Source organism: Halomonas sp. TP35 (assembly GCF_052375975.1).
Taxonomy (GTDB): domain Bacteria; phylum Pseudomonadota; class Gammaproteobacteria; order Pseudomonadales; family Halomonadaceae; genus Vreelandella; species Vreelandella citrativorans.
In genome coordinates, this window is record NZ_JBQSUZ010000002.1 from 525,229 (window position 1) to 550,060 (window position 24,832).

The window sequence follows — 24,832 nt, forward strand, 5'->3', positions numbered from 1 at the left end:
GTTTAAAAAATGAGAAGCATTATTCATCCTCCCCATGCGGCAACGCAAATGCTACCTGCAATAACCGCCATCCGTTTGGGGCGTGCATCAACGGCAAGCACCCAATCACTTGCTCTTGTTCATTGAATAAGCGGACCGATTATACGAAAGCCGCACATCTTCAAAACAAGTGATATTCTACGGTTTCGCTTAATTTACCCTTGGCCCTAGGTGTATTCTCCTCACTTTGCGGCTTTTTTTGAGATTTTATTGCGCTGGATGAGCCCATGACACTGCTTTGGATAGCCTTATTACCGTTGCTTGGGGTACTGGTGCCACTGATCACCGCTCAACGCGACCGCTCTGTGTGTTCGCTCGCGACGAGCGTGATACCGGCTGCCGCCCTGCTACTCACCTTACTTCAGGTCCCTGCTCTTCTGGATGGTGAAACGTTGCGCTTCCATGCTGAATGGATGCCTGAGCTTGGCTTGGCACTTGCCTTTCGTCTGGATGGCCTGTCCTTGCTTTTCAACCTCCTGATTCTGGGAATCGGCCTACTCGTATTGCTGTATGCCCACTTCTATTTGGGCAAAGATGAACCTGTAGGGCGTTTCTACGCTTTCCTGATGCTGTTCATGGCCTCTATGGTCGGTATCTCAATGTCCGACAACCTGATTCTTTTATGGTTGTTCTGGGAGCTTACGAGTCTCTCCTCGTTTCTATTGATCGGCTTTTGGTCTTATCGCAACGATGCGCGTAAAGGCGCACGTATGGCGCTAACCGTGACCGGTGCAGGCGGCCTTGCCCTATTAGCGGGGCTATTACTGCTCGGCGATATGGCCGGTAGCTTCAATATGAGTGATGTGCTGGCCAGTGGTGCCACCATTGTGGCGGACCCACGCTACCCCATCATGCTGGCGCTCATCCTATTAGGCGCTTTCACCAAATCGGCGCAATTTCCGTTTCATTTCTGGTTACCGCATGCCATGGCGGCGCCTACCCCGGTTTCCGCTTATCTGCATTCAGCCACCATGGTTAAGGCGGGCATCTTTTTAATGGCCCGGCTCCACCCAGCGATTGCCGGTAGCGAGCTTTGGAGCGTGGTGGTACCGCTTATCGGTTCAATCACGCTGCTATATGGCGCCTGGTTTGCCCTGTTCAAGACAGACCTAAAAGGTATTTTGGCGTTTTCTACCATTAGCCACCTGGGCTTGATTACGGTGCTATTGGGTATCGGCACGCCTATGGCCGTTTTGGCGGCGCTGTTTCATATCGTTAACCACGCCACATTCAAAGCAGCGCTTTTCATGAGCGCAGGCATCATCGACCATGAAACCGGCACACGTGAGCTTAAGCAGTTGGGCGCGCTGCGCAAAACCATGCCCATCACTGCCCTACTTACGACACTGGCCGCTGCGGCGATGGCAGGCGTACCCTTCTTTAATGGATTTCTCTCCAAGGAGATGTTCTTTACTGAAACATTAGCCACGCCCGTACTGGGCGGATTAAGTTGGTTAATCCCTGCGCTGGCCGCCATAGGTGGCATTCTTTCCGTTGCCTACTCGGTACGTCTGGTGTATGCGGTGTTCTATGCGCCCGCGAAGGAAGCGTCACCCAAGGCGCCTCATGAGCCACCACACCTGATGCGTTTTCCGGTCGAACTGCTGGTAGTGCTCTGCATGCTGGTAGGTTTATTCCCCACGCTGATGGTCAATAACCTGCTAGAGCTGGCGACACAAGCGGTGCTCGGTGAACCGTTGGATTTCCACTTGGCTATTTGGCACGGCGTGAACCTGCCACTCATCATGAGTATGGTGGCATTTGTTGTGGGTGTTGTCCTTTACTGGCGCCATGCTGATCTACGTCATTTCGCCCAATCGTTTGCCAGCGTCGATGCAAGCCGTGTGTTTGAGCGCGCAATGATCAGCCTTGAGCAACGAGCAGAAGCACTCGTGGCCGCCTGGGACGGTCATTCGCTTCAGCGCTTTGTGGGCTGGCTTTTGCTGTCCACGCTGATCATGGGCGTTATCGGCTTATCGCAAATTACCGAGCTTACCGGCCCCAAAGGCAACCAGCCAATTGATGGCGTGCTACTGCTAGGCGCTGGCATGTTGATTTTTGGCGGTATCGCCACAGCCGCCACTCACCGCTACCGGCTAATTTCACTACTCATGCTGTCGGTGGTGGGACTCTTTGTAGCCCTTACGTTTGCGCGCTTCTCTGCACCGGACCTGGCGTTGACGCAGCTCTCAGTGGAAGTGGTAACGATGATTTTGCTGATGCTAGCGCTTTTTTTCCTGCCTCAAAAGACGCCACCCGAGTCCAGTCCCAAGCGCAATCTGCGCGACATGCTGTTAGCGGGTTCATTGGGACTTGTCATCGCCAGCATTAACTATGCGGTGATGACGCGAGATACCCTGTCGATCTCTAACTTCTTTATGACCAATAGCGTTCCTGGCGGCGGCGGCCATAATGTGGTCAACGTTATCCTGGTCGATTTCCGTGGCTTCGATACCCTGGGCGAGATCACGGTGCTAGCCTTGGCGGGCTTGGCGATTTTCAAATTGCTCAACCGTTTACGCCTGTTTATCCCGCACAGCGACGGAGAAGGCCGCGTTTGGTCACCTGATCGTTATCCGGCCATCCTGACCTCTATTTCACTAGCTCTATTGCCGTTGGCGTTGCTGGTGTCGGCGTTTATTTTCTTGCGTGGCCACAATGAGCCCGGCGGCGGCTTTATCGCTGGCTTGATCACCGCTGTTGCGCTGATTCTTCTGTATATGGCACGTGGCGTGGAGTGGACGCAACAGCGTTTGAACTTCCCCTTCCAACCCGTTGCCATTGCGGGGGTTGCGGTGGCGACGCTAACCGGCTTGGGTAGCTGGTTGTTCGGCTACCCCTTCCTGACCTCTGCCTTCAGCTACTTTAGCCTGCCGGTAGTAGGTAAGTTTGAGCTGGCCACTGCCCTGCTGTTTGATCTCGGCGTTTATCTCGCCGTCGTCGGCGCCACCCTGATGATTCTAGCCAACCTGGGCAAGGTCACCACGGCTCACCGGCCAGTGGCTGATGAGTCCAAGGACGATGAGGTCACGCCGCCACCCGCCAAGGAGCAAAGCTGATGGAATTACTTTACGCAATCACCACCGGCGTACTTAGCACCTGTGGCCTCTATTTAACGCTTCGGGGACGTACTTTTCCCGTGGTGGTAGGTCTAACGCTGCTTTCTTACGCCGTGAACCTGTTTCTATTTTCGATGGGTGGGCTAACCACCGACGGCCCGGCCATTGTTCATGGCGAAGGCGTTTATGCCGACCCGCTGCCTCAAGCGCTAGTGCTTACCGCCATCGTTATTGGCTTCGCAATGACTGCTTTCGTCGTGATTCTCGCGATGCGCGCCCGCAGTGAAGTGGGCAACGATCATGTAGACGGTAAGAAGGAAGACCGCGAATGATGCAACACCTGATTGTTTTTCCTATCGTCCTGCCGTTGATCGCCGGCATTATGCTGCTCTACCAGCGCCAGGGATTGGTTCGCTACAAACGTATCGTGAGCGTTGTGGCCACTGTTCTATTATTGGCCGTGGCGATAGGCCTGATTAGCCAAGCCATGCGTGGCGAGATTCTTTACTACGCATTGGGCAACTGGCAAGCGCCTTTCGGCATCGTACTGGTGCTCGACCGCCTATCTGCCTTGATGCTGCTGATCACAGCTCTGCTTGCGGTGGGTGCCGTGATATTTGCCTGTGCAGGGGATGATGAAAAAGGCAGCAATTTTCACGGCCTTTTTCAGTGGCAACTCCTGGGCATTAATGGCGCGTTTCTAACCGGCGACTTGTTCAATCTGTTCGTCTTTTTTGAAGTACTGCTTCTCGCCTCTTACGCGCTGCTGCTACACGGTGGTGGCAAAGCACGTATCCAGGCGAGCGTGCATTACGTAGTACTCAACCTGGCAGGTTCTTCACTGTTTCTGATAGCGGTAGGTACGCTTTATGGCGCTACGGGAACGCTTAACATGGCCGATATGGCTCTGCGCGTAGCCGAACTGCCTGCTGAACGACAAGGCCTGGTGACCGCTGGCGCGTTAATGTTGCTGGTGGTATTTGGCTTGAAAGCCGCCATTTTGCCGCTCTATTTCTGGCTACCGCGCGCTTATTCAGCGGCGCCCGCCCCGGTGGCGGCTCTCTTTGCCATTATGACCAAGGTCGGCATCTACGCCATCCTGCGCGTTTATCTGCTGATTTTTGGCGAAAGCGCGGGCGCACTGACCGCACTGGAGCAGCCATGGGTATGGTGGCTCGGCTTGGCAACGCTCGTTGCCTCTGGGGTAGGCATTATGGCTGCCCGAGATCTGAAACTACTGGTCGCTTACCTTGTGCTGCTGTCGGTGGGCACGCTTTTGGTCGGTGTGGGCATGCGAACAGAGCAAGCGACTTCAGCGCTTCTTTACTATTTGATTCATACCTCCTTGATTACGGGTGGTTTATTCCTGCTGGCCGAAATGATCGGATTGCAGCGCGGCAAGGCGGGGACTCGGCTGGTGAAAAGCCGTCCCATGACCCAAGGCAAGGCGTTAGGGTTACTGTTTCTTGTAGGTGCTGTCGCCGTTGTGGGCGTTCCGCCACTTTCCGGCGCCTTGGGTAAAGCACTGGTGCTCAACGCCGCTGAAGGTGCTCAGCGATTATGGCTATGGCCTACTCTACTGCTGGTTAGTTTGGCAGCCTTGATTGCTCTGTCACGCGCAGGCTCCACGATCTTCTGGCGTAGCTATCGCGGCAGTTTAGGCGGCAATGCGTTGCCACGCCGCCAATGGTTTGCCGTCATCTGGCTGCTAAGCGCGGCCCCCTTAATGACCCTTTTTGCGGGGCCCATCAGTAGCTACACCCAGGCAACGGCCGAGCAGCTATCACAGCCACAAATCTTGATCGACACGCTGCTACTTGATGCAGGAGATGCCCCATGATTACCCCGCGCTCCTGGCTGCCGACGCCAGTTTTATCGCTATTATTACTGGGCGTCTGGCTGCTGCTTGCACGCAGTTACGCCCCCGGGCAAATCGTGCTGGGCGGCATACTGGCCATTATCATTCCACTGGTGACCTATCAGTTCTGGGACACGACTCTACGCATCAAAAAGCCCTGGGTGCTGCTGCGGTTTATCTTGAGGGTTTTAAAGGATATCGTCGTCGCCAACTTTGAGGTGGCTTGTCTAGTGGCCAACCCTTGGCGCAGGCTAACGCCACATTTTATTGAATACCCTTTAATGCTGGAGGAGCGCTTCACCATTACGCTGCTGGCCAGCACCATCAGTCTGACGCCTGGCACGGTATCAGCCAACCTGCGTCTCGACGGTCAATCGCTATTAATCCATGCTCTAAATGTTGATGATGAAGAGGAACTGATCAGGCAGATCCGCGAGCGGTATGAGCGCCCTCTCAAGGAGATTTACGAATGCTAAGCATTGCTTTGTACATTACCCTGGCGCTTGTCGTCATGGCACTGCTAATGAACCTCTTTAGGCTTACCGTGGGGCCAGACCTCCCGGACCGCGTACTGGCGCTGGATACCATGTACGTTAATTCCATCGCACTGATTGTTCTGCTGGGGCTATGGCTTAACAGCAAAACCTATTTCGAGTCGGCGCTGCTGATTGCCATGCTGGGCTTTATCAGCACCGTGGCCGTGTGCAAATACATTCTGCGCGGAGACATTATCGAATGAACGCATTTTCTGTCTCGTATCACCCGGAGGCGTCGCCATGCCGATCTTTGTAGAAGCACTTATTTCCTTAATGCTTATCACCGGCGGCGTATTCGTATTTATCGGCTCACTGGGAATGGCTCACCTACGCGATTTTTATATGCGCCTGCATGGCCCTACCAAGGCCACTACGCTGGGTATTGGCTGCATGCTGATTGCCTCAATGGGTTATTTTTGGAGCGTCGATGGTCACATTGATATTCAGGAGCTGCTCATCACACTATTTCTGTTTATTACCGCCCCTGTCAGCGCCCATTTGCTTGCCAAAACCGGCCTGCACTTGCGTTTGAAGCATACCCAAAAAACGCAAGGCAAACCGATAGAGCTTCGCTCAGAGGAAGTCGGTGATAAACCCGTCCCCCATCCCGACAAAGGCCACGGTTAGCCCTCCGGCCATGGCCCTGTAGTGAGAAAAACAGTCTCTACACGGTCACGGTTTCTAAACTTCCACAGCCCACAATCGATAGGTAAAGCGCTTAACAATGACAGAGATAGTAGTGGTCGTTAGCGCTTTCCGGTAAGCTCCACAGCGTTTTTGACCATAATGAGGTGAATGTATGTGGAGCCTCCTACGGCTGTCTGCCATTACGCTATCGCTATGTGTGTTAGCCGGTTGCTCAGACCCCAAAATAGATACCAGCTCCATGCCGGCCGCGGTTGTCTCAATTGAGAATGTACGTGAAGCGATGCCTGCTTATAAGCGCGATGAGTTTGATAAAGCGCTCGCTATTATGGCGATGCCAAACTTTGGCAGTATGGCCTTACTTAGCACTAAGCGAATGAATGCAGCCGAGATCGCTGAATCGGCCAACGTTCGCATGCATGGTTTAACGGGCGACCAGGTAATTAAACGCGCCGACGATATTCTACGCGAGAGGCGAGCCAGAGAGCGTCAGCAGGCGCTCTCAACCCTTGCCCGGTTGACTGAAAAGCAAGCGCGGGCAGCTACAGACCGCGAGCAACGGGAACGCTTTAGCATTGATAGCGCACGCTATTATATAAGCCAAAGCCCATACGGCACGCCGGAACCAGCGCTGGATATTGAGGTGACCAATCATACGGAGCAGGCCGTCTCGCAAGTATTTTTAAGAGGTGTTGTGACCAGCGCTGACCGGTCCGCGCCCTGGGTTGATGAAACGTTTTACTATGTAATTGCGGGCGGTCTTGAAGCAGGTGAAACGGCCATGTGGCGCTTGGCACCTAATCGTTTTAGCGCCTGGGGAAACACGCAAATACCCAGCGAGGTAACGCTCACGGTAACCGTTGAAGGCCTTGACGATGCAGAAGGCAACCCGTTATGGGATTCGCCTGAACTCAGTAAGAGCGAGGTAGAAAGGCTTGAGCACCTGAACCACGAGTATCAGGGCATTGCACTATCCACCACCCAGTAGTTGTCGGATTTATATAGCGCGTACTATTGAGTCGGTACGTTACGCACCGACTCATTGGCTAGCCGAAAAGCACTTAATCAATCAGGTCCGTTTGGCGATAACCAATCAGATACAGCACGGCATCAATGCCCAGTGTCGAGATCGCCTGACGCGCTTGAGCGCGTACTAACGGCTTGGCTCGAAACGCGATACCCAATCCCGCTTTAGCCAGCATTTTCAGGTCATTGGCGCCATCGCCCACAGCAATGGTCTGCTCCAACGTAAAGCCTTCGCGCAGCGCAATCTGCTCCAAAAGCTCTGCCTTGCGCTCAGCATCAACGATCGGCAACGTCACTTCACCAGTGACTTTACCGCTCTCAATCACCAGCTCATTAGCATGAATCTCATCAAAGCCGAGTTTTTCCTGTAAATGGCGGGCAAAATAGGTAAAGCCCCCGGATAGAATCACGGTGCGGTAACCGAAGCGCTTTAAATTAGCCATCAAACGCTCTACGCCATCCATTAACGGCAGCTCTTCGGCAATCTTGATCAGCACCGACTCATCCAGGCCTTTCAGCTTGCTCATGCGTTCGCGAAAGCTCTCCTGAAAATCCAGCTCGCCACGCATGGCCCGTTCGGTCACCTCGGCAACCTCATCACCCACCCCGTGATGCCGGGCCAGCTCATCAATCACTTCGGCTTTGATCAGCGTGGAATCCATATCGAAGCACACAAGGCGGCGATGGCGCCGCCAGATCGAGTCTTCCTGGATGGCGATATCCACGCCATGTTCGCCTCCTAGTGCCAACGCCTTTTCGCGCAGCGCTTCGATATTCGCCTCGTCGCCACGTAACCAGCACTCAACGCAGGCACCGCCGGAAGGCGCGCTACCGTCCAGCGATTCACGCCCAGAAAGCCGGTGAATCAGCTCGACTGTTAACCCAAATTCTGCCGTTAAAATACCGATTTCAGCCAGTATGCCTGCCGGTAAATGCGGCGCCAGCAGTGTCAAAATCAGACGAGGCTGACTTGCCTCATTACTCCAGCGTTGATAATCGCCGGGGTTAACCGTAATCGCCTGAATATCCAGCCCTAGCGCATCGCCCGCCTCACTGAGCGTCGCCTCCAACGCGTTATCGTGTTCAAGCCCCACCAGGGCTTCCAGAGAGAGCATGCCAAACGTCACGCTTTGATTAATATCCAAAAGCTGGGCGTTCGTGCGGGCCAACACTTTTCCAAAGCCCTCTAGCTGACCGGAACGCGCCATACCGGTTGCACGAATTAAACAACGTTTTGTCATGAGCTACTCTCCCGCCTCTAACCGATCAACTTTTTGGAAGCCGCGCGGCAACTTGCTGCCTCGCCGCCCTCTTTCGCCGCGATAATACGCCAAATCATCCGCTTTCAAGGTCAGCTTGCGCTTACCGGCGTGAACCAGCAGTGCGTCGCTTGCCGAAAGAACAGTAACGTCACGTACAAATTCCTCGCGTCGGGCGGCTCTCGGACCGGGGATATCGAGCATTTTGTTGCCTTTACCCTTGGTCATTTCAGGCAACTGCTCAAGCGGGAACAGCAGTAGTCGGCCTTCGTTAGACACCGACGCCACCCACAGCTCTTCACCGTCCGGCACCTCGATGGGCGCCATCACGCTGCAGCCTTTGGGTACGCTGAGTACCGCTTTACCGGCTTTATTTTTACCGGTAAGCGCGTCCAAACGGGCCATAAACCCATAGCCACCGTCGCTTGCCAATACAAAGCGCCGCTCGGGCGGGGCAAGCATTAGCCCAGCCATTTGTGCCCCTGCCGAGACATTTGCCCGACCGGTCACCGGTTCACCCTGGCCCCGCGCGCTGGGCAAATTATGGGCCGCTAGGGTGTAAGCGCGTCCCGTGTCGTCCAGCACTACCAGCGGCTGGTTGGTTTTTCCCCGGGCGGCCAGATGGAAGCTATCACCGGCTTTATAGGACAACCCTTCAGGATCAATATCGTGCCCTTTGGCAGCGCGAATCCAGCCTTTATCAGACAACACTACGGTGATCGGATCAGCGCCCAGCAGCTCAACTTCCGAAAGTGCCTTGGCTTCACTGCGCTCAACCAACGGTGAGCGGCGCTCGTCGCCGTGCTCTTTGCCCGCCGCACGAATCTCTTTTTCGATCAGCGTGGTTAGTTTTGCTTCACTGCCCAGCAAGCCCGTAAGGTACTTATGCTCTTTTTCCAGCTCGTCCTGCTCGCCGCGAATTTTCATCTCTTCGAGCTTGGCAAGGTGGCGCAGGCGCAGTTCGAGAATCGCTTCAGCCTGGCGCTCAGAGAGACTAAAAGTGGCGATTAGCGAGGCTTTCGGGTCATCTTCCTCACGAATAATCCGGATCACTTCGTCAAGATCCAGATAGGCCGTCAGCAAGCCTTCCAAAATGTGCAGACGGTCTTCAACCTTGCCCAGGCGGTGCTCCAACCGGCGGCGCACCGTGGTGCGGCGAAAGCGTAGCCACTCGCCCAGCATATCCGTTAGGGGCATGACCCGCGGGCGGCCGTCCAGGCCGATCACGTTCATATTTACCCGCACGTTCTTTTCCAGGTCCGTGGTGGCAAACAGGTGGGCCATCAGCGACTCGACATCCACGCGGCTGGAGCGCGGCTCAATCACTAAGCGCGTGGGCTCTTCGTGTGTTGATTCATCACGAAGATCGGCCACCATGGGGAGCTTTTTCGCCTGCATCTGTGCGGCAATCTGCTCAAGCACCTTGGCACCGCTGACCTGATACGGTACGGCGGTGATCACGATATTGGCGTCTTCGCGGGTATAGCGAGCACGCAGTTTTACCGAGCCTCGGCCTGACTCATAAAGCCTACGTAGGTCGGCTTGGGGCGTGATGATTTCCGCGTCCGTAGGAAAGTCCGGCGCGGGTACAAACGCCATCAGGTCGGTCGTGGTCGCCTGTGGGTTGCGCAGCAGATGGCAGGTAGCCTCGACCACTTCGCTAACGTTGTGCGGCGGAATGTCAGTGGCCATGCCTACGGCGATTCCGGTACCGCCATTGAGCAGTACATGGGGCAGCTTGGCAGGCAGTACGAGGGGTTCCTGCATCGTGCCGTCAAAATTGGGTGCCCAGTCGACTGTGCCCTGCCCCAATTCGCCCAACAGCACTTCAGAAAACCTGGAGAGCTTGGCTTCGGTATAGCGCATAGCGGCAAACGATTTAGGGTCGTCTGGACTCCCCCAGTTGCCTTGGCCATCCACCAGTGGGTAGCGATAGCTAAACGACTGCGCCATCAGCACCATGGCTTCGTAACAGGCGCTGTCACCATGGGGGTGAAACTTACCCAATACGTCGCCTACGGTACGCGCTGATTTTTTGTACTTGGCGTTGGCGTGAAGCGCCAACTCACGCATGGCGTAAATGATCCGCCGCTGTACGGGTTTCATACCGTCGCCAATGTTAGGCAGCGCACGGTCTAGAATGACGTACATCGAGTAGTCGAGGTACGCTTTTTCGGTATAGTCGCGCAAGGAGAGACGTTCGACATCGCCTTCCGCTACCTGAATATCCATGCTCATCGGGGGTTATACCTCAATGTCTGCGAGGTTGCCGTAATCTTCCAGCCACTTCTTGCGGTCACTGGCGCGCTTCTTGGCGAGCAGCATATCCATCATTTCCATGGTGCCGTCGCCCTCTTCCAGCGTTAGCTGCACCAGGCGGCGGGTTTCGACCGCCATGGTAGTTTCCCGCAGCTGTAGCGGGTTCATTTCACCCAAGCCCTTAAAGCGCTGTACATTCGGAGTGCCGCGTTTTTTTGCCAGCTGTTTGAGAACGGCATTTTTTTCGCTCTCATCGAGTGCATAGTGGACCTCTTTACCTAAATCGATGCGGTAAAGGGGTGGCATGGCGACAAACACATGGCCTGCATCCACTAGCGCGGGGAAATGACGTACAAACAGCGCACACAGCAGCGTGGCAATATGCAGGCCGTCGGAGTCCGCATCCGCAAGAATACAAATCTTGTGGTAGCGCAGCTTTTCGAGATTCGCGCTACTGGGGTCCGCGCCAATGGCAACGGCGATGTCATGAACTTCCTGAGAGCCATAAATGTCGTGGGTCTCGACTTCCCAGGTATTCAAAATCTTACCGCGCAGCGGCAGAATTGCCTGGGTTTCACGATTACGTGCCTGCTTGGCGCTGCCCCCGGCCGAGTCGCCCTCGACCAGAAACAACTCGCTGAGCGATGGGTCCTGGCCTGAGCAGTCCGCCAGCTTACCCGGCAGTGCAGGGCCTGACGTCACCTTTTTACGGGCTATCTTCTTGGCCTTTTTCTGGCGATGCTGGGCGGCGTTGATCACTAGCTCAGCCAACTGCTCGGCTTGATCGATATGATGGTTTAGCCACAGCGAGAATGCATCCTTCACTACCCCGGATACAAAACCTGCAATAGTGCGTGATGACAGCCGCTCTTTGGTTTGCCCAGCAAACTGAGGGTCGAGCATTTTCACCGAGAGCACGAAAGAGACGCGCTCCCAAAGATCATCGGCGGTGAGTTTGATGCCGCGCGGCAGCAGGCTACGATATTCACAAAACTCGCGCAGTGCATCCAGCAGTCCTGATCGAAAACCGTTAACGTGAGTGCCACCTTGCGGCGTGGGGATCAAGTTAACGTAGCTTTCTAGCAGCGATTCACCGCCTTCCGGCAGCCATTGAATAGCCCAATCCACACCGTGCTCGTCGTCACTAAAGTGACCAACAAACGGCTCATTAGGCAGCACTTCATAACCATCGGTGGCTTCGGCTAAATAGTCGCGCAGGCCATCAGCATAGGCCCATTCCGTCGTTGTTCCATCTGGCTCAATCAGCGTAACGGCAAGCCCTGGGCAGAGTACCGCTTTGGCGCGCAGTAGATGTTTAAGCTTTGAAACGGCCAGTTTGGGGCTGTCGAAATAGCTTTCATCCGGCCAAAAACGCACCAGGGTTCCGGTAGCACGTTTCGCAGCCTTGCCGATTTCATGCAGATTTTCGACTTTTTCGCCGTGCTCAAAGGCAATCGCATGACGCGCGCCGTCACGAGTCACTTCTACTTCCAAGCGCCGTGAAAGCGCGTTGACGACCGAGACGCCAACGCCGTGAAGGCCACCGGAAAACCGATAGCTTGAAGAGGAGAACTTACCGCCAGAGTGCAGCTTGGTAAGAATCAGCTCCACCCCTGAAACGCCGTGCTCGGGGTGAAGGTCAATCGGCATACCTCGGCCGTCATCCTGAACCTCGATGCCCCCATCGCTGTGCAACATGACACGAATAAAAGAGGCGTGGCCCGCCAGCGCTTCATCGACGCTGTTATCAATCACTTCTTGGGCCAGGTGATTGGGCCGTGAGGTATCGGTGTACATACCGGGACGCTTACGTACCGGCTCGAGCCCTGACAGGACTTCGATAGAACTCGCGCCGTACTGAGAGGCATCAAACTGGGTCATGTAACGTCGGTTCCTGAAGGGTAAAGCTGGCAGCCGCCTGTGACTCGTACAGGCAGCCGACAAAGATTGCTAGAATAGCAAAAAGCTGTATATCCAGCCATATCTAATACATGGCAGGAAAAGTGGAAGCACGCTTTTTTCATAGACGCCAGAGGCAGTTACCCATCCTGCTCTGCCGCCCAAAACGCCTCGATCAATCCGCGGCTGGAGGCATCCATGCGCGTAATGTCGCCCTGCCCATCGATAATGCCCTGGGTATCGGTCGCGATCTGCTTGCCAAGCTCCACCCCCCACTGATCGAACGGGTTGATATCCCAGATAACGGCTTGAACAAAGACCTTATGTTCGTAAAGAGCGATTAACGCCCCTAGCGTGGTCGGCGTTAGCTTATCAAGCAATACAGTGGTCGATGGCTGGTTGCCACGGTAGCGTTTGTGCTCAGGACGGGGGCCATCATCTTCTAACGCGTCATCGCCCAGCATCAGAACGCGAGACTGGGCGAAGCAGTTAGCAAGCGCCAGCCGGTGCTGCGCCTTAAGGTGACGGCGAGTATCTGGGTCTTCTACCTCATCGTAACGCTTGAGCGGGGCGATAAAGTCACACACAACCGACTGAGTGCCCTGGTGAAGCAGTTGATAAAACGCGTGCTGGGCATTGGGGCCCAGCTGCCCCCACAGTACCGGGCAGGTTGAATAATTTACGGCCTGGCCTTGGCGGGTAACCGACTTGCCGTTGGACTCCATTTCCAATTGCTCAAGGTAGGCGGCAAAATATTCCAACCGGCCATCGTAAGGCAGGATCGAGTGGGCGCGGATATCCAGAAAATTAACGTTCCAGATACCGGCCAAGGCTAGCAGCACAGGCAGATTGTCTTCCATGGGCGCTTCACTGAAGTGGCGGTCCATGGCGTGGGCTCCGGCCAACAGCGCGCGAAAATGCGTCATGCCTACGACCAAGGCAATCGGCAAACCAATCGTGCCCCATAGCGAATAGCGCCCGCCTACCCACTCCCAGAATTTAAGCTGGTGGTCTGGCGCAATGCCCCACTCGCTCATTTTCTCGGGACTGGCCGACACGCCAATAAAGTGTTGGCGCACAATGAGTTCAGCGCTTACCGGTGGAGCGCTAACAAAATCACTATGCTGAGTTAAACGGCCCAACAGCCAGTCTCTGGCCGTATTGGCATTGGAAAGTGTATCAATGGTGGTAAACGACTTGGAGGAAAGCACAAAGAGGGTCGTTTCCGGATTTAGGCGCCCTAAATAATCGGCCAACTGCGAGCCATCCATGGTGGAGGCAAAATGCACCTCAACAGGATGAATATTGTCAGGCCGATAATCGGCCAGCGCGTGGGTCACCATCAACGGCCCTAAATCCGAGCCGCCGACGCCCAAATTCACCACATGCCGAATGGGCTTTCCCGTGGCTCCTCGCCACTGTCCGGCGTGCAAACGGCACACCAGGCGCTCCATTTGTGCCAGGCTTTCCTGCACCCCGGCGACAATATCTTCCCCTTCAACGTTCAGCGTTGCATCGGCCGGTAAACGCAGCGCTGTGTGCAAGGCTGGGCGGTTCTCACTAACGTTAACCCGCTTGCCGCTTAACAAAGCATCAATGGCGCTGGGCACACCCGCATCGTGCGCCAACGCTAACAGATGCTCAAGCGTATCGTCGTCCCAGCGCTGCTTGGAAAGATCCAGCGTCAGGCCTGCCTCATGGCGGGTAAAATGCGTCCATCGGCTGCTCTCCGAGCCAAATAGCGTTTTTAAATGGACGCCTTTGAGTTCATCGGCATGCTGTTTTAATGCCTGCCACGCGGGCAGTTTATCGGGGGTGGCGCGTGATGCTGAGGCCATTTGCCGTCTCCTGTGGCGTCGAACCATGCAGCTCGGGTCTGTTCTGGTCAAATCAGGGCGCGTAAACTACTCCCCCCTTTTGATGATTCCCGGCTTGCCAATGAGTAATGCATCTTACCGTGACGCTATCTTTTCGACACCCCTTGATCGAGTGGCACGCTTCTCGTTCGATGAACAGGTAGTGGCTTGTTTTCCCGACATGGTCCGTCGCTCTATACCAGGCTACGGCCAAATTCTGGGCATGCTGAGCCTGATTGCCCAGCGTCACCTTCGCCATGGCGGGCACGTGTATGACCTGGGCTGCTCGCTCGGCGCCTCAGGCCTAGCGCTTGCGGGCGCACTCGCCCCTGATGCGTTTCGCTATACCGGCGTCGATTTATCGCCAGCGATGGTGTCGCGTGCTCGCCAGACCTTCACCGAAGAGTGCCCTGAACACGCCATGAGCGTGGAAGAAGCCGACATTCGCACGCTGGAGTATGCGCCATCCGGCATGATCATTCTTAACTTTACGCTACAGTTTTTGCCACCCGCCGACCGGGATGCACTGTTAAGGCGACTGTTTGACGCCCTGGAGCCTGGCGGCGTGCTGGTTTTATCGGAAAAAACCGTTGATGTAGATGAGCGGGATAATGCCTGGCGAGTAGAGCGCTACCATGACTTCAAACGCGCCAACGGTTACAGCGACATGGAAATCAGCCAAAAGCGCACCGCGCTTGAAAACGTGTTGGTGCCCGATACGCTGGATGCGCTGCATCAGCGCTTACAGCAGGCAGGCTTCCCACGTACGGTAACGTGGTTTCAATACCTGAACTTTGCCTCTGTCATTGCGTTTAAGGAGAGTTAAGTGGAACTCCCTGATGATCACCGCGCACTTTATCAGGCGTTTTTAGACCAAGGCTTAACGACCTGGCTGGCTAAATTGCCCGAGCAGCTGGCCAGAGGGCTTGACCGCCAACGTCATGGCGACCTGCCTGCTTGGGAAAAAGCCGTAGCCAAACTACCGGCCTTGCCGGCCGAGCGCCACGTTCAACTGGACAGCGATACGCTAACGGTAGAGCTTGCCCTAAACGATAGCCAGCAGCGCCAGTGTTTCAATTTGCTTAAAAAGCTTGCGCCCTGGCGCAAGGGGCCCTATTCGCTGGGCGGCATTCATATCAACACCGAATGGCGCTCTGATTGGAAATGGCAGCGCGTAGCGCCTCATTTAGCGCCCCTGAAATACCGCAAGGTGTTAGATGTAGGCGGTGGCAGCGGCTATCACGCGTGGCGCATGACCGGCGCTGGAGCGGCCTTCGTGCTGGTGATTGACCCTTCACCACGCTTTTACTGGCAGTTCCAAGCAGTGCGCCACTTTGTGGGCGACGCAGACGGTGGGCGCACTCAGTTTCTACCGGTCGGAATCGAGGATGTACCGGAAAACCTCGGCTTTTTTGATACGGTGTTCTCCATGGGCGTGCTGTACCACCGCGCTTCCCCTTTCGAACATCTTCAGCAGCTGAAAGCGGCCCTGGCCCCGGGTGGCGAGCTGGTACTGGAAACGCTGGTGGTGGAAGGCGACGAGCAAACGGTCTTTGTGCCCGGCGAGCGCTACGCCGCGATGCCGAACGTTTACTTTCTGCCTTCCTCTAAGGCGCTCTGCCACTGGCTTAGCCGCTGCGGCTTTACCAATATTCGCGTGGTCGATGAAGCAGTCACGACACTGGAGGAGCAGCGCTCCACCGAGTGGATGACCTATCAATCCTTGGCCGACTTTTTAGACCCCAATGATCGTACCCGCACCATCGAAGGCTACCCGGCGCCACGTCGTGCAGTGATTATTGCCAACAAGCCGGAATAGGCTGTAAAAACAGTACTTTAAGAGATCGCTAGTCGTTAACGTTTAGCGGCGCAAGATCACCAACCGTTCAGCATGCTGGCAAGTGAAGCCGCGACATAGGTAAACGCGCAGGCGGTAAGCACGTGCCGGGCTCCCGGCATGTCATAAGGCGGTACGTACTCTTTTAAAAGCGGCAATGCGCGGTTGAAGCTGGCATCAAACTCCACCGGCAGCGTGACCAGATGAACCAAGGCGGCGGTACCAAAGCTGATCACCGCCATGCCAATGACTAACGCCAAACCGCCCGGCACGCGCGTCAACAAGAATAAAAACGGCGCGGCCATCATCAGAATCGCGCCCATTTTTTCTGCCTTTTGGGCAACACCCACCAAGCGGCTGCGCGCCAGCAGTGGCGCATAGCCCTGGTGATGCTGCAACGCATGGCCTACTTCATGAGCGGCAACGGTAACCGCCGTTAACGAGCACCCATCATAATGGTCAGGCGAAAGGCGCACACAGCGCGTCTCTGGGTCGTAATGATCGCCGAATTCGGTACGCTCAACGGGAACGTCTTTAATACCCAGACGCCGTAGCAAATGCTCGGCAAGCTCGGCGCCGGTGCCAGGGTAGTCATTACGTCCTCGCATATGGCGTTTTAGAACCCACTTCGCCCATACATTGGGCAGTATAAATACCGCGAGTAACAGCACGACGAATAGAACGACCATGATGACCTAACACTCAATAGGAGAAAACAGGGAAAGCCTTCGTTTTATCATGGTCGGGCTAGCAACAACAGCGTTGAGGCTAGCCTCACCCCTGGGCTTCACGACGCTCTTCTTCGCGATGCTCTTTTACATCGCGCTCGACCGCTTCCAAGCCCCGCGCTGAAATATCCCCATTGGCGTGGGCGTGCTCAGCAATTAATACACTGTCGGGGGCGAGTACCAGGTCGCACTCGGAATCGACCAGCTCATCACGAAGCCGTTGAATGGCCTGTTCGCGCTCAGGGTCTTTATCCACGCGGCGGATATAAATTGCCTTGATACGCCCAGGATAGGCTTTCACGATCTCGGTATATACTTCCGGGTCATGCTGCCCGCTATCGCCAATCAGGATGCACGGTAGCTCATCAAACAGCGTCAACATTCGATCAATTAACAGGCGCTTGTGAGCTTCGGCACGGCGCGGCCAAGGGTGACGCAGCGAAATTCCCCACTCGCGTAGAAACAGGATCGGACCCACCGGAATTCGATTAAGCTGAAAGAACGTTTCGAGCATTTCATAAATAGCCCAAGGCCCACGGGATACATACAAAATGGGCCGTTCGGCCTTCTCACTTTCGCCCCGGTGCAGCGCCTGATAAAGCGAGGCAACGCCTGGAAACGCCGTACGCCGATGGGGTTTACGCACAAACAGGCGATAGAGCATCTTTAGTTTTTCGGCGACACCTGTAAACATGACGGTGTCATCGATATCACTAATAATCAGCAGGTCTGTTTCCGGTGGCGGTACGTATACCTCAACGTTAGTACGTACAGGCGACTGGTTTACCGCATGCACCATAATATCCGCTCGATGCCAGGACACATCGATAGGCAGCGAATGGGTAATGGGAAGGTGTGCATCGAAATAGCCGTCCCGGTCGGTTGTCAGGGACAGTTCGTTTTCACCAATACGTATATCAACCTGGGCACCCGCCAAGCCCCGTCGAAAAATGCGGCGCGCTACATCAGCTGTGTCGCGCAGCATCCCCCGGCGTGGAATAGCGCGGCCAAGAGCGGCTTGGCGGAACACCCGCCCCATCAAAAACACTTCACTGGACGAACCGTAACCACGGTAAGGATGAACGACCATCCCCCCACGTCCACGGTCTCGCTTCATCGGCTTTGCAACCGTGTGGACAAGCCTTTTAACAAAGCTTGCCCACGGGCTTAACCATGACATTAGGCGTGTTGACCTGAGTGACGCCCTTCTTGCAGCTCTTCAAGGAGCTTGGCATTGAACGCATCCAGGTCTTTGGGGGTACGGCTAGTGACCAAGGCGTTATCGCATACCACCGCTTCATCTACCCAGTTGGCACCGGCGTTACGTAAATCCTGGGCAACGCTTGCCACCGAGGTCATCTTGCGGCCATCCACAACGCCTGCATTAATGAGGATCCATGGCGCATGACAGATAGCGGCTACCGGCTTACCCGCTTGGAAGAATTCTTTTACGAAGCTAAGCGCGTCCTCGTTCATGCGCAGCTCATCGGGGTTGAACAAGCCGCCAGGCAGTACCAAGGCGTGATAATCAGATTCATTGACGTCTGTCAGCGCTTTATCAGCCGAATATGTATCACCCCAATTAGTTTCTGCCCAGGCACGAATATCTTTGCCTTTAGGTGTCACGATATCAACATCAACACCGGCGTTTTTGAGTGCGTCACGCGGTGAACTTAGCTCAGACTCTTCAAAGCCATCGGCCGCCACAATAGCGACGCGTTTACTATGTAGTGCTTGGTTCATCATGCTCTCCTTTTCGTGATGAGGTGTGCGTTAAAAAACGCTTTATCAGTGTGGCGTATCCTGGGAGAGCGTCAAGCGAACCGACCGCTAGATTAGAGATGCTTGATTTAAGTAGATATAAAAAAGCCCGCTTAATTAAAGCGGGCTAACCTGTTGATAAAGACTATTGGTAAAGACTATTGATAAAAAATGATTTAGCGTTTGAGCAATTGATTAATATCGTTGGCTTCCCAGTGCGGAAAGTGCTTGCGTACCAGCGCATTAAGGTCTTTCTCAAACGCTGACCAGTCCGTGGTGGGCGCTTCAGCAGCACCTGGTGATCCCGCTTCACGAATCATTCCCGCCCCCACCGTTACGTTGGTCAGCCGGTCGACAATAATAAAACTTCCCGTTTTAGGGCTAACCCGATAATTATCGATGGGTACGGTGGCGGTAAGCTCGATATCACAACGGGCAATCGCATTGAGGTTTAACGCCTGCGCTGTGTGCTTTTCAAGCGTATTAACATCAATTTGATAGTCAATAGCGCTGATCTGCCCGGAAAGGTCGCGGGTGGCGAGTTTAAAGTCGTAAAGCTTACCAAGGGTTAGTGGGTCTTCATGCATCCAGACCACATCAGCGGTAAACCGGTTGGAAAGCGGCACATCTGCATCGGCACTTACTAGCCAGTCGCCACGAGAAATATCGATCTCGTCTTCAAGCGTCACGGTAATCGCTTGGCCTGGATAGGCTTCGCTTAAATCGCCCTCAAAAGTGACGACTCTCGCCACGGTAGAGGTTTTACCCGAAGGCAGCGCTTTTACCGCTTGGCCGGGGCGTAAGATGCCGGCGGCCAGCGTCCCGCAGTAACCACGAAAATCCAGGTTCGGCCGATTGACATACTGTACGGGCAAACGCAGATCCGTCAGGTTGTCGTCTTGGCTGATTTCGGTATTTTCGAGTAGTTCGATCAGCGTCTCGCCACGATACCACGGCGTGTGCTCGCTACGGTTAACGACGTTATCGCCGTTGAGCGCCGACATGGGCACAAACTGGATATCGTCCACCTGCAAATTCGTTGCAAACGCGCGGTACTCTGCCTTGATTTCCTCAAAGCGCTGCTCGGAAAAGCCCACTAAATCCATTTTATTGACAGCAATTACCAAGTGCTGAATGCCCAACAAGTCAGCAATAAAGCTATGCCGACGCGTTTGGGTTTGCACGCCATAGCGAGCGTCGATAAGGATAATCGCAAGGCTTGCCGTAGAAGCACCGGTGGCCATATTACGTGTGTACTGCTCATGGCCTGGCGTATCGGCAATGATAAATTTGCGCTTATCCGTCGAGAAGAACCGATAGGCGACATCAATAGTAATGCCCTGCTCACGCTCGGACTGCAGACCGTCTACCAATAGCGCCAAGTCAACCGTATCACCCGTAGTACCGCTGGTTTTGGACGCTTGAGTAATCGCTGCTAGCTGATCTTCAAAAATCATTTTGGAGTCGTGCAGCAAGCGGCCGATCAGGGTCGACTTGCCGTCGTCGACACTGCCACAGGTAATAAAATGCAGCAGGTCTTTGTTTTCATGCTCGTGCAGGTACTGCTCGATGTTATCGGCGATTAAATTAGACTGGTGAGACATTAGAAATAGCCCTCGCGCTTTTTCTTCTCCATCGAACCCACTTGGTCGCGATCAATGGCGCGGCCACTGCGCTCACTGGTGCGGGTCAGCAGCATTTCCTGGATAATTTCCGGCAACGTTGCCGCTTCAGACTCCACTGCGCCGGTTAGCGGGTAGCACCCAAGCGTTCTGAAACGCACCGACTTCTCTTCAGGCACTTCACCTGGCGCTAGCGGCAAACGATCGTCGTCTACCATCACCTGCATGCCGTCGCGCTCAACCACTGGGCGCCTGGCTGCGTAGTACAGCGGCACAATCGGGATAGACTCCAGATAGATGTACTGCCAGATATCCAGTTCCGTCCAGTTGGAAAGCGGGAACACACGAATCGACTCACCCTTGTTGACCCTGGCGTTATACATGTTCCAGAGCTCAGGACGCTGATTTTTGGGATCCCAACGGTGGTATTTGTCGCGGAAGGAGTAGACGCGCTCCTTGGCCCGAGAGGCTTCTTCGTCGCGCCGGGCACCGCCAAACGCAGCGTCAAAACCATACTTGTCCAGCGCCTGCTTGAGCGCTTGGGTTTTCATGATATCGGTATATTTGGCGCTGCCATGCTCGAACGGGTTGATATTCGCCGCACGCCCCTCTTCGTTGGTATGCACGATCAGTTTCATACCCGCGTCTTCGGCCATGCGGTTACGAAAATCGATCATTTCCCCGAATTTCCAAGTGGTATCCACGTGCATCAGCGGAAACGGCGGGGTACCGGGATAAAATGCCTTCCGCGCCAGATGCAGCATCACCGATGAGTCTTTACCGATCGAATACATCATGACCGGATTACTGAACTCAGCCGCCACTTCACGAATGATATGAATGGACTCGGCTTCAAGCTGTTTTAAATGGGTGAGGCGCGCGGCGCTAAGTGCGCTGGGCGCCTCACGCCGGGGCGTCGAAGAGAGTGGGGAGAACTGAGTCATGGTCTGCTACCTCACAAAACAAGCCAATTTTTATAAGCTTGCAGTACACGCTGAATTAAAACGTTATACGTTCGATTGTGAATAGAGTAACGCCGAGTCGATAATAACCCAAAAGAATTAATAACTATCTTTTTATTCTTTTATAGCCTAACGAATAAAAAAAGCATGACATCGCTATACATCAACGCGTTCGACCCAGGTATCCCACTGCTCACCGTTAAGATCTACCACTCGGTAACCAGGCCGTGAGGCTTCATCAATCGTAAATACATCAGCGCCCGGCATAAACTGATCAGACATGGCTGGACAGCCGTAAACACTCACAGAACCTGCCGCTGCTTCAATGTGCTGCGCATACGCTTGGTGAGCGTGACCAAACAGCACAACTTTAACCTGAGGATAAGCACTTAAAACCTGCCAAAACGCTTCACGGTCCTGTAGACCGATAGCATCCATCCAGTTAGCGCCAACATCAACCGGTGGGTGGTGCATGGCAATCAGCGTTGGGCGGTCATCTTCTTCCAAGCGTGTCGTTAATGCCATCAGCTGTTCGCTGCCCAGCTCGCCGAAGGGTTGGCCCGGCACTTGGGTGTTGAGCAGCAACAGACGCCACTGCTGCAAATCCACCTCATCAAGCAGCGGATGCTCAGCGCACATGAATTCTACCTGGTCGTGATTGCCCGGGAGCCAAAACCACGGGCAAGGAAGGCCAGCCAACGCCTCCTTGGCCAGTGTATATGAGGCGGCCGTTTCATCCTGGCTGATATCTCCCGTCACAACGATAACGTCCGGACGTTCGGCCGCTGCTGCCGCGAGAACACGTTGAAAATGCAGCCAAGGAACACCCGCGCGCGAACGTGTAGTAACATCAGCATGTAAGTGAGCATCGGTAATCTGTACAAGGCGCATTAGCGCACCTCCGGTAAATCGCAGGTATGACCATGTGCTAGCCCATGCGCTAACCATTCGCCTAAAAAGCGGTTTAGCTGGAGCTTTTCGTCAGGCTGATGCATCTGTGCATTAGGGTATCGATAGCGGCCACTAAAGTGACGCTGGCGCTGAAAATCCGTCACCTCCGCCATACGCACATCGTGGTAAAGGTGCACGCGCATGCGCGGGCCGTCCATAACTGTATCCAACGGACCGCTTTGAGTAACCTCCACCATGGTGGTGTAAGGGGCATGTTCCAATACGGTAAGCTGCAAATCACCAAAGTGCTGTTCGTCACTGCTTAAGGCGATCTCTCGGCGTTGGCCGCTCTCCATATCACCCACCAGGCGTAATAACCGCAGATAGTTGGCACTGCACTCCCCCTGGAGCGACTTTAAATCGGTGACATAGGCTGTTCTTGCCATGAACACTCCTCGTGGTTTTCGCTTTACGTGAGCGCTCGTTGGGATGCCGCGCGCAACGAAGCACGCTGACCAACTAGCCAGTGCAATCCAATCAAACACATGGCGTTGTCGAGTCTTCCCTGTGTCAAGAGTTCCCACGCGGTCGGAAAAGACACCACGTGAACACGAATATCTTCATGCTCCTCATCAAGGCCATGAATACCGCCGATACCTTGTGTATCAACCAGCCCACAAAAAAGCGTTACGCGTTCGTTGCAGGCGCCGGGGCTTGGATAGTACGTATGCATTAGCGTTAACGGCCCTACGACACAGCCCGACTCTTCCAGCGCTTCACGCCGGGCTACATCTTCAAGTGATTCCTCTTTTTCAACTAGCCCTGCAACCAGCTCCAGCTTCCAGGGCGAGACGGGATCATCGAAAGCGCCAGCACGAAACTGTTCCACCAGCACAAGCGCATCCCTTGCGGGGTCGTAAAGCAATACGCCTACCGCATCGCGACGGCGGTGCACTTCGCGATGCATAGGCTTGCTCCAGCCACCTTCAAAAAGCCGATGGCGAAGCTCCATGGCTTCCAAGCGAAAAAAGCCCTGATGAAGCGTTTTACGCTCAATCAGTTCTATATCGTCACGGCCAAAAGGCGGTGTTTCTAGCGATGCAGTTTTAGCAATGAATGCCATGCGGCACTCCCAGTAATCACAATTACCCCATTATCAATGCTTGCTACCGGGAATGCCAACCTGACCTGGGCGGGGTTACAGACGGTTCAGCATGGCTTGGGCATCCCGGCGTAACGCTTCATCGGAGAGTTCACGCTGCGCCCGTGGAGTACCACTCACCGCACGTTCAGCGTGCTCGCGAGCAGCGGCGGTGTCCCCTTCATCAAGCAGGAACTCGGCGTAATAGTAGTTGACGTCGATACCTTCAGGACGAATCTCAACGGCACGCTGGAACATTTGCCGAGCTTTTTCACTGCTTCCAAAGCTAATTGGGCGCCCAGGCACGTTGTCGTAAAGCGCGCCCAGTGTGACGTAGGCAGAACCGTTTCCTCCTTGCGGATCAAGTGCAATGGCCTGCTCAAGCGCGTCACGCGCATCACCAGCGATACCCAGCGCGCCGAAACCGCCACGTTCACGCGCATAAGAAGCCAAAATTATGCCCTGCCAAACCAGCAGTTCAGGCTGATCCGAATTTTCGCTTACCAGCGTTGTCGCTTCGTCGGACAAAACCTTTAACGTGCCCTCACGCTGGTTAGCAGGTAAGCCACTCACCGTATGTTCCCAGCGGTTCTTCAAAGAAAACAACTCACTTTCATACGCCGTGGCCGTTAAGGGTAAGAGCGCTAGCATACTGCTGAGCCCGGCGGTTATTAATAAGCGAGAAAAAGGTAGTGCGTGCATTATAATCTCCTGCGTTATTTTTATATCGGCGTATAGGCTCGCATTACCAGGCGCGAAATAGCCCACCCCCACAATGTAACGAACGTTTGAATGATTCGCTAGTGAGCTCGGTAATTCAACGCGCTTTTACCTAAGATGCTTTTTTTCACGTAGAGTAAGTGTTTTAAAAGTGCCGCCCTTAACGAAATGAGAGCACGCGAATGAAAGGCCGTAATATGACCCGCTGGCGCGATCCGGCAAAAGATCCACGCCAGGCACCCAAAAGCAATTTGATTACCGCCGAGGGCGCCGCGCGTTTACGCGGCATTTTGGATCACTTATCCAGAGTCAAACGCCCCGAACTCTCAACAAAAGTAGGCGAAGCCGCTGCGCTTGGCGACCGTAGTGAAAACGCTGATTACACTTACAACAAGAAAGAGCTAAACCGTGTGATTGCGCGGATTCGTTATTTGACCCTACGCCTGGATGAGCTGCAGGTGGTCGACCGGCTACCAGCGAATCTCGATAAAATCTTCTTCGGCGCCTTTGTCGATTTGGAAGATGAAGAGGGAGAAGCGCTTCAACTACGCATTGTAGGTCACGACGAAATCAATACACAAAAGCGCTGGATCAGTATCGACGCGCCAATGGCCAAGGCACTTCTCAGCAAAGGGGTCGATGACGATATAGAAGTGCTTACCCCGAATGGGAAGGTGTTCTACACCGTTACTGCGATCTGCTATGCCTCGCTTTAGTGCATGACGCCTCCTAGT

The 24,832-nt window shown here is 54.6% G+C and carries 23 protein-coding genes; 10 read left to right on the forward strand and 13 right to left on the reverse strand.

From position 1 onward, the window contains the following. The first annotated feature begins 266 nt into the window (after positions 1-266). The 7 genes from ACT3RU_RS05155 (at position 267) to ACT3RU_RS05185 (ending at position 7,125) form a co-directional block, all read left to right on the forward strand. Entirely contained in the window at positions 267-3,098 is a 2,832-nt protein-coding gene (locus tag ACT3RU_RS05155; protein WP_483392548.1) for a monovalent cation/H+ antiporter subunit A, read from the forward strand. Beyond that, entirely contained in the window at positions 3,098-3,430 is a 333-nt protein-coding gene (locus ACT3RU_RS05160; protein ID WP_483392549.1) for a Na+/H+ antiporter subunit C, read from the forward strand. Before ACT3RU_RS05155 ends, ACT3RU_RS05160 begins: the two co-directional genes overlap by 1 nt. Next, on the forward strand, positions 3,427-4,938 hold the full coding sequence (locus tag ACT3RU_RS05165) for a monovalent cation/H+ antiporter subunit D (protein WP_087109533.1): 1,512 nt from the start codon (positions 3,427-3,429) through the stop codon (positions 4,936-4,938). Before ACT3RU_RS05160 ends, ACT3RU_RS05165 begins: the two co-directional genes overlap by 4 nt. Continuing rightward, complete coding sequence (locus ACT3RU_RS05170; RefSeq protein ID WP_087109535.1) at positions 4,935-5,432, forward strand: Na+/H+ antiporter subunit E; 498 nt, start codon at positions 4,935-4,937, stop codon at positions 5,430-5,432. Before ACT3RU_RS05165 ends, ACT3RU_RS05170 begins: the two co-directional genes overlap by 4 nt. Beyond that, entirely contained in the window at positions 5,426-5,695 is a 270-nt protein-coding gene (locus ACT3RU_RS05175) for a K+/H+ antiporter subunit F (RefSeq protein WP_087109537.1), read from the forward strand. Before ACT3RU_RS05170 ends, ACT3RU_RS05175 begins: the two co-directional genes overlap by 7 nt. 37 nt (positions 5,696-5,732) lie before the next feature. Continuing rightward, positions 5,733-6,119 carry a Na+/H+ antiporter subunit G gene (locus tag ACT3RU_RS05180; RefSeq protein ID WP_483392550.1) on the forward strand — a complete coding sequence of 129 codons (387 nt, stop codon included), beginning with the start codon at positions 5,733-5,735 and terminating at the stop codon, positions 6,117-6,119. 172 nt (positions 6,120-6,291) lie between these two features. Then, positions 6,292-7,125, forward strand: coding sequence for a DUF6694 family lipoprotein (locus tag ACT3RU_RS05185; RefSeq protein WP_483392551.1), 834 nt, complete (start codon positions 6,292-6,294; stop codon positions 7,123-7,125). Positions 7,126-7,198: 73 nt separating this feature from the next. Here the strand turns inward: ACT3RU_RS05185 and serB are convergent, their stop codons facing one another. The 4 genes from serB to pgi form a co-directional block, all read right to left on the reverse strand. After that, positions 7,199-8,404 (reverse strand): phosphoserine phosphatase SerB, encoded by a 1,206-nt coding sequence (gene serB / locus ACT3RU_RS05190; RefSeq protein ID WP_087109541.1) that lies wholly within the window; start codon positions 8,402-8,404, stop codon positions 7,199-7,201. Positions 8,405-8,407: 3 nt separating this feature from the next. After that, positions 8,408-10,660: a DNA topoisomerase IV subunit A gene (gene parC / locus ACT3RU_RS05195; RefSeq protein ID WP_483392552.1), complete on the reverse strand. Its 2,253-nt coding sequence runs from the start codon at positions 10,658-10,660 to the stop codon at positions 8,408-8,410. Between the two features lie 6 nt (positions 10,661-10,666). Beyond that, the gene (parE, locus tag ACT3RU_RS05200; protein WP_444628260.1) at positions 10,667-12,562 is read right to left on the reverse strand and encodes a DNA topoisomerase IV subunit B; all 1,896 of its coding nucleotides are present in this window, start codon (positions 12,560-12,562) and stop codon (positions 10,667-10,669) included. Between the two features lie 158 nt (positions 12,563-12,720). Beyond that, positions 12,721-14,418: a glucose-6-phosphate isomerase gene (pgi, locus tag ACT3RU_RS05205; protein ID WP_087109547.1), complete on the reverse strand. Its 1,698-nt coding sequence runs from the start codon at positions 14,416-14,418 to the stop codon at positions 12,721-12,723. 100 nt (positions 14,419-14,518) lie between these two features. Here pgi and cmoA point away from each other — a divergent pair, with 100 nt between their 5' ends. Together cmoA and cmoB are read left to right on the forward strand one after the other, a co-directional pair. Continuing rightward, complete coding sequence (cmoA, locus tag ACT3RU_RS05210) at positions 14,519-15,262, forward strand: carboxy-S-adenosyl-L-methionine synthase CmoA (RefSeq protein WP_087109693.1); 744 nt, start codon at positions 14,519-14,521, stop codon at positions 15,260-15,262. Beyond that, complete coding sequence (gene cmoB, locus ACT3RU_RS05215) at positions 15,263-16,255, forward strand: tRNA 5-methoxyuridine(34)/uridine 5-oxyacetic acid(34) synthase CmoB (RefSeq protein ID WP_483392553.1); 993 nt, start codon at positions 15,263-15,265, stop codon at positions 16,253-16,255. Between the two features lie 56 nt (positions 16,256-16,311). Here the strand turns inward: cmoB and ACT3RU_RS05220 are convergent, their stop codons facing one another. From ACT3RU_RS05220 to ACT3RU_RS05260, 9 genes are all read right to left on the reverse strand, one after another. Next, the gene (locus tag ACT3RU_RS05220; protein ID WP_483392554.1) at positions 16,312-16,962 is read right to left on the reverse strand and encodes a zinc metallopeptidase; all 651 of its coding nucleotides are present in this window, start codon (positions 16,960-16,962) and stop codon (positions 16,312-16,314) included. A gap of 85 nt (positions 16,963-17,047) precedes the next feature. After that, the gene (locus ACT3RU_RS05225; RefSeq protein ID WP_087109553.1) at positions 17,048-18,181 is read right to left on the reverse strand and encodes an App1 family protein phosphatidate phosphatase; all 1,134 of its coding nucleotides are present in this window, start codon (positions 18,179-18,181) and stop codon (positions 17,048-17,050) included. After that, entirely contained in the window at positions 18,181-18,744 is a 564-nt protein-coding gene (locus tag ACT3RU_RS05230; RefSeq protein ID WP_087109555.1) for a type 1 glutamine amidotransferase domain-containing protein, read from the reverse strand. The genes ACT3RU_RS05225 and ACT3RU_RS05230 overlap by 1 nt, the downstream gene beginning before the upstream one ends. A gap of 194 nt (positions 18,745-18,938) precedes the next feature. Further along, complete coding sequence (gene cysN / locus ACT3RU_RS05235) at positions 18,939-20,366, reverse strand: sulfate adenylyltransferase subunit CysN (RefSeq protein ID WP_483392555.1); 1,428 nt, start codon at positions 20,364-20,366, stop codon at positions 18,939-18,941. Further along, positions 20,366-21,328 carry a sulfate adenylyltransferase subunit CysD gene (cysD, locus tag ACT3RU_RS05240; RefSeq protein WP_483392556.1) on the reverse strand — a complete coding sequence of 321 codons (963 nt, stop codon included), beginning with the start codon at positions 21,326-21,328 and terminating at the stop codon, positions 20,366-20,368. Before cysD ends, cysN begins: the two co-directional genes overlap by 1 nt. Before the next feature lie 174 nt (positions 21,329-21,502). Then, complete coding sequence (locus ACT3RU_RS05245) at positions 21,503-22,237, reverse strand: metallophosphoesterase (protein WP_087109562.1); 735 nt, start codon at positions 22,235-22,237, stop codon at positions 21,503-21,505. Then, positions 22,237-22,683, reverse strand: a complete 447-nt coding sequence (locus ACT3RU_RS05250) for a DUF1249 domain-containing protein (RefSeq protein ID WP_087109564.1) — start codon at positions 22,681-22,683, stop codon at positions 22,237-22,239. The genes ACT3RU_RS05245 and ACT3RU_RS05250 overlap by 1 nt, the downstream gene beginning before the upstream one ends. Before the next feature lie 23 nt (positions 22,684-22,706). Further along, positions 22,707-23,360, reverse strand: a complete 654-nt coding sequence (locus ACT3RU_RS05255; RefSeq protein WP_483392557.1) for an NUDIX domain-containing protein — start codon at positions 23,358-23,360, stop codon at positions 22,707-22,709. 75 nt (positions 23,361-23,435) lie between these two features. After that, positions 23,436-24,080, reverse strand: a complete 645-nt coding sequence (locus ACT3RU_RS05260) for a tetratricopeptide repeat protein (RefSeq protein WP_483392558.1) — start codon at positions 24,078-24,080, stop codon at positions 23,436-23,438. Between the two features lie 200 nt (positions 24,081-24,280). Here ACT3RU_RS05260 and greB point away from each other — a divergent pair, with 200 nt between their 5' ends. Beyond that, positions 24,281-24,814 (forward strand): transcription elongation factor GreB, encoded by a 534-nt coding sequence (gene greB, locus ACT3RU_RS05265; protein WP_483392559.1) that lies wholly within the window; start codon positions 24,281-24,283, stop codon positions 24,812-24,814. The last annotated feature ends 18 nt before the right edge of the window (positions 24,815-24,832 follow it).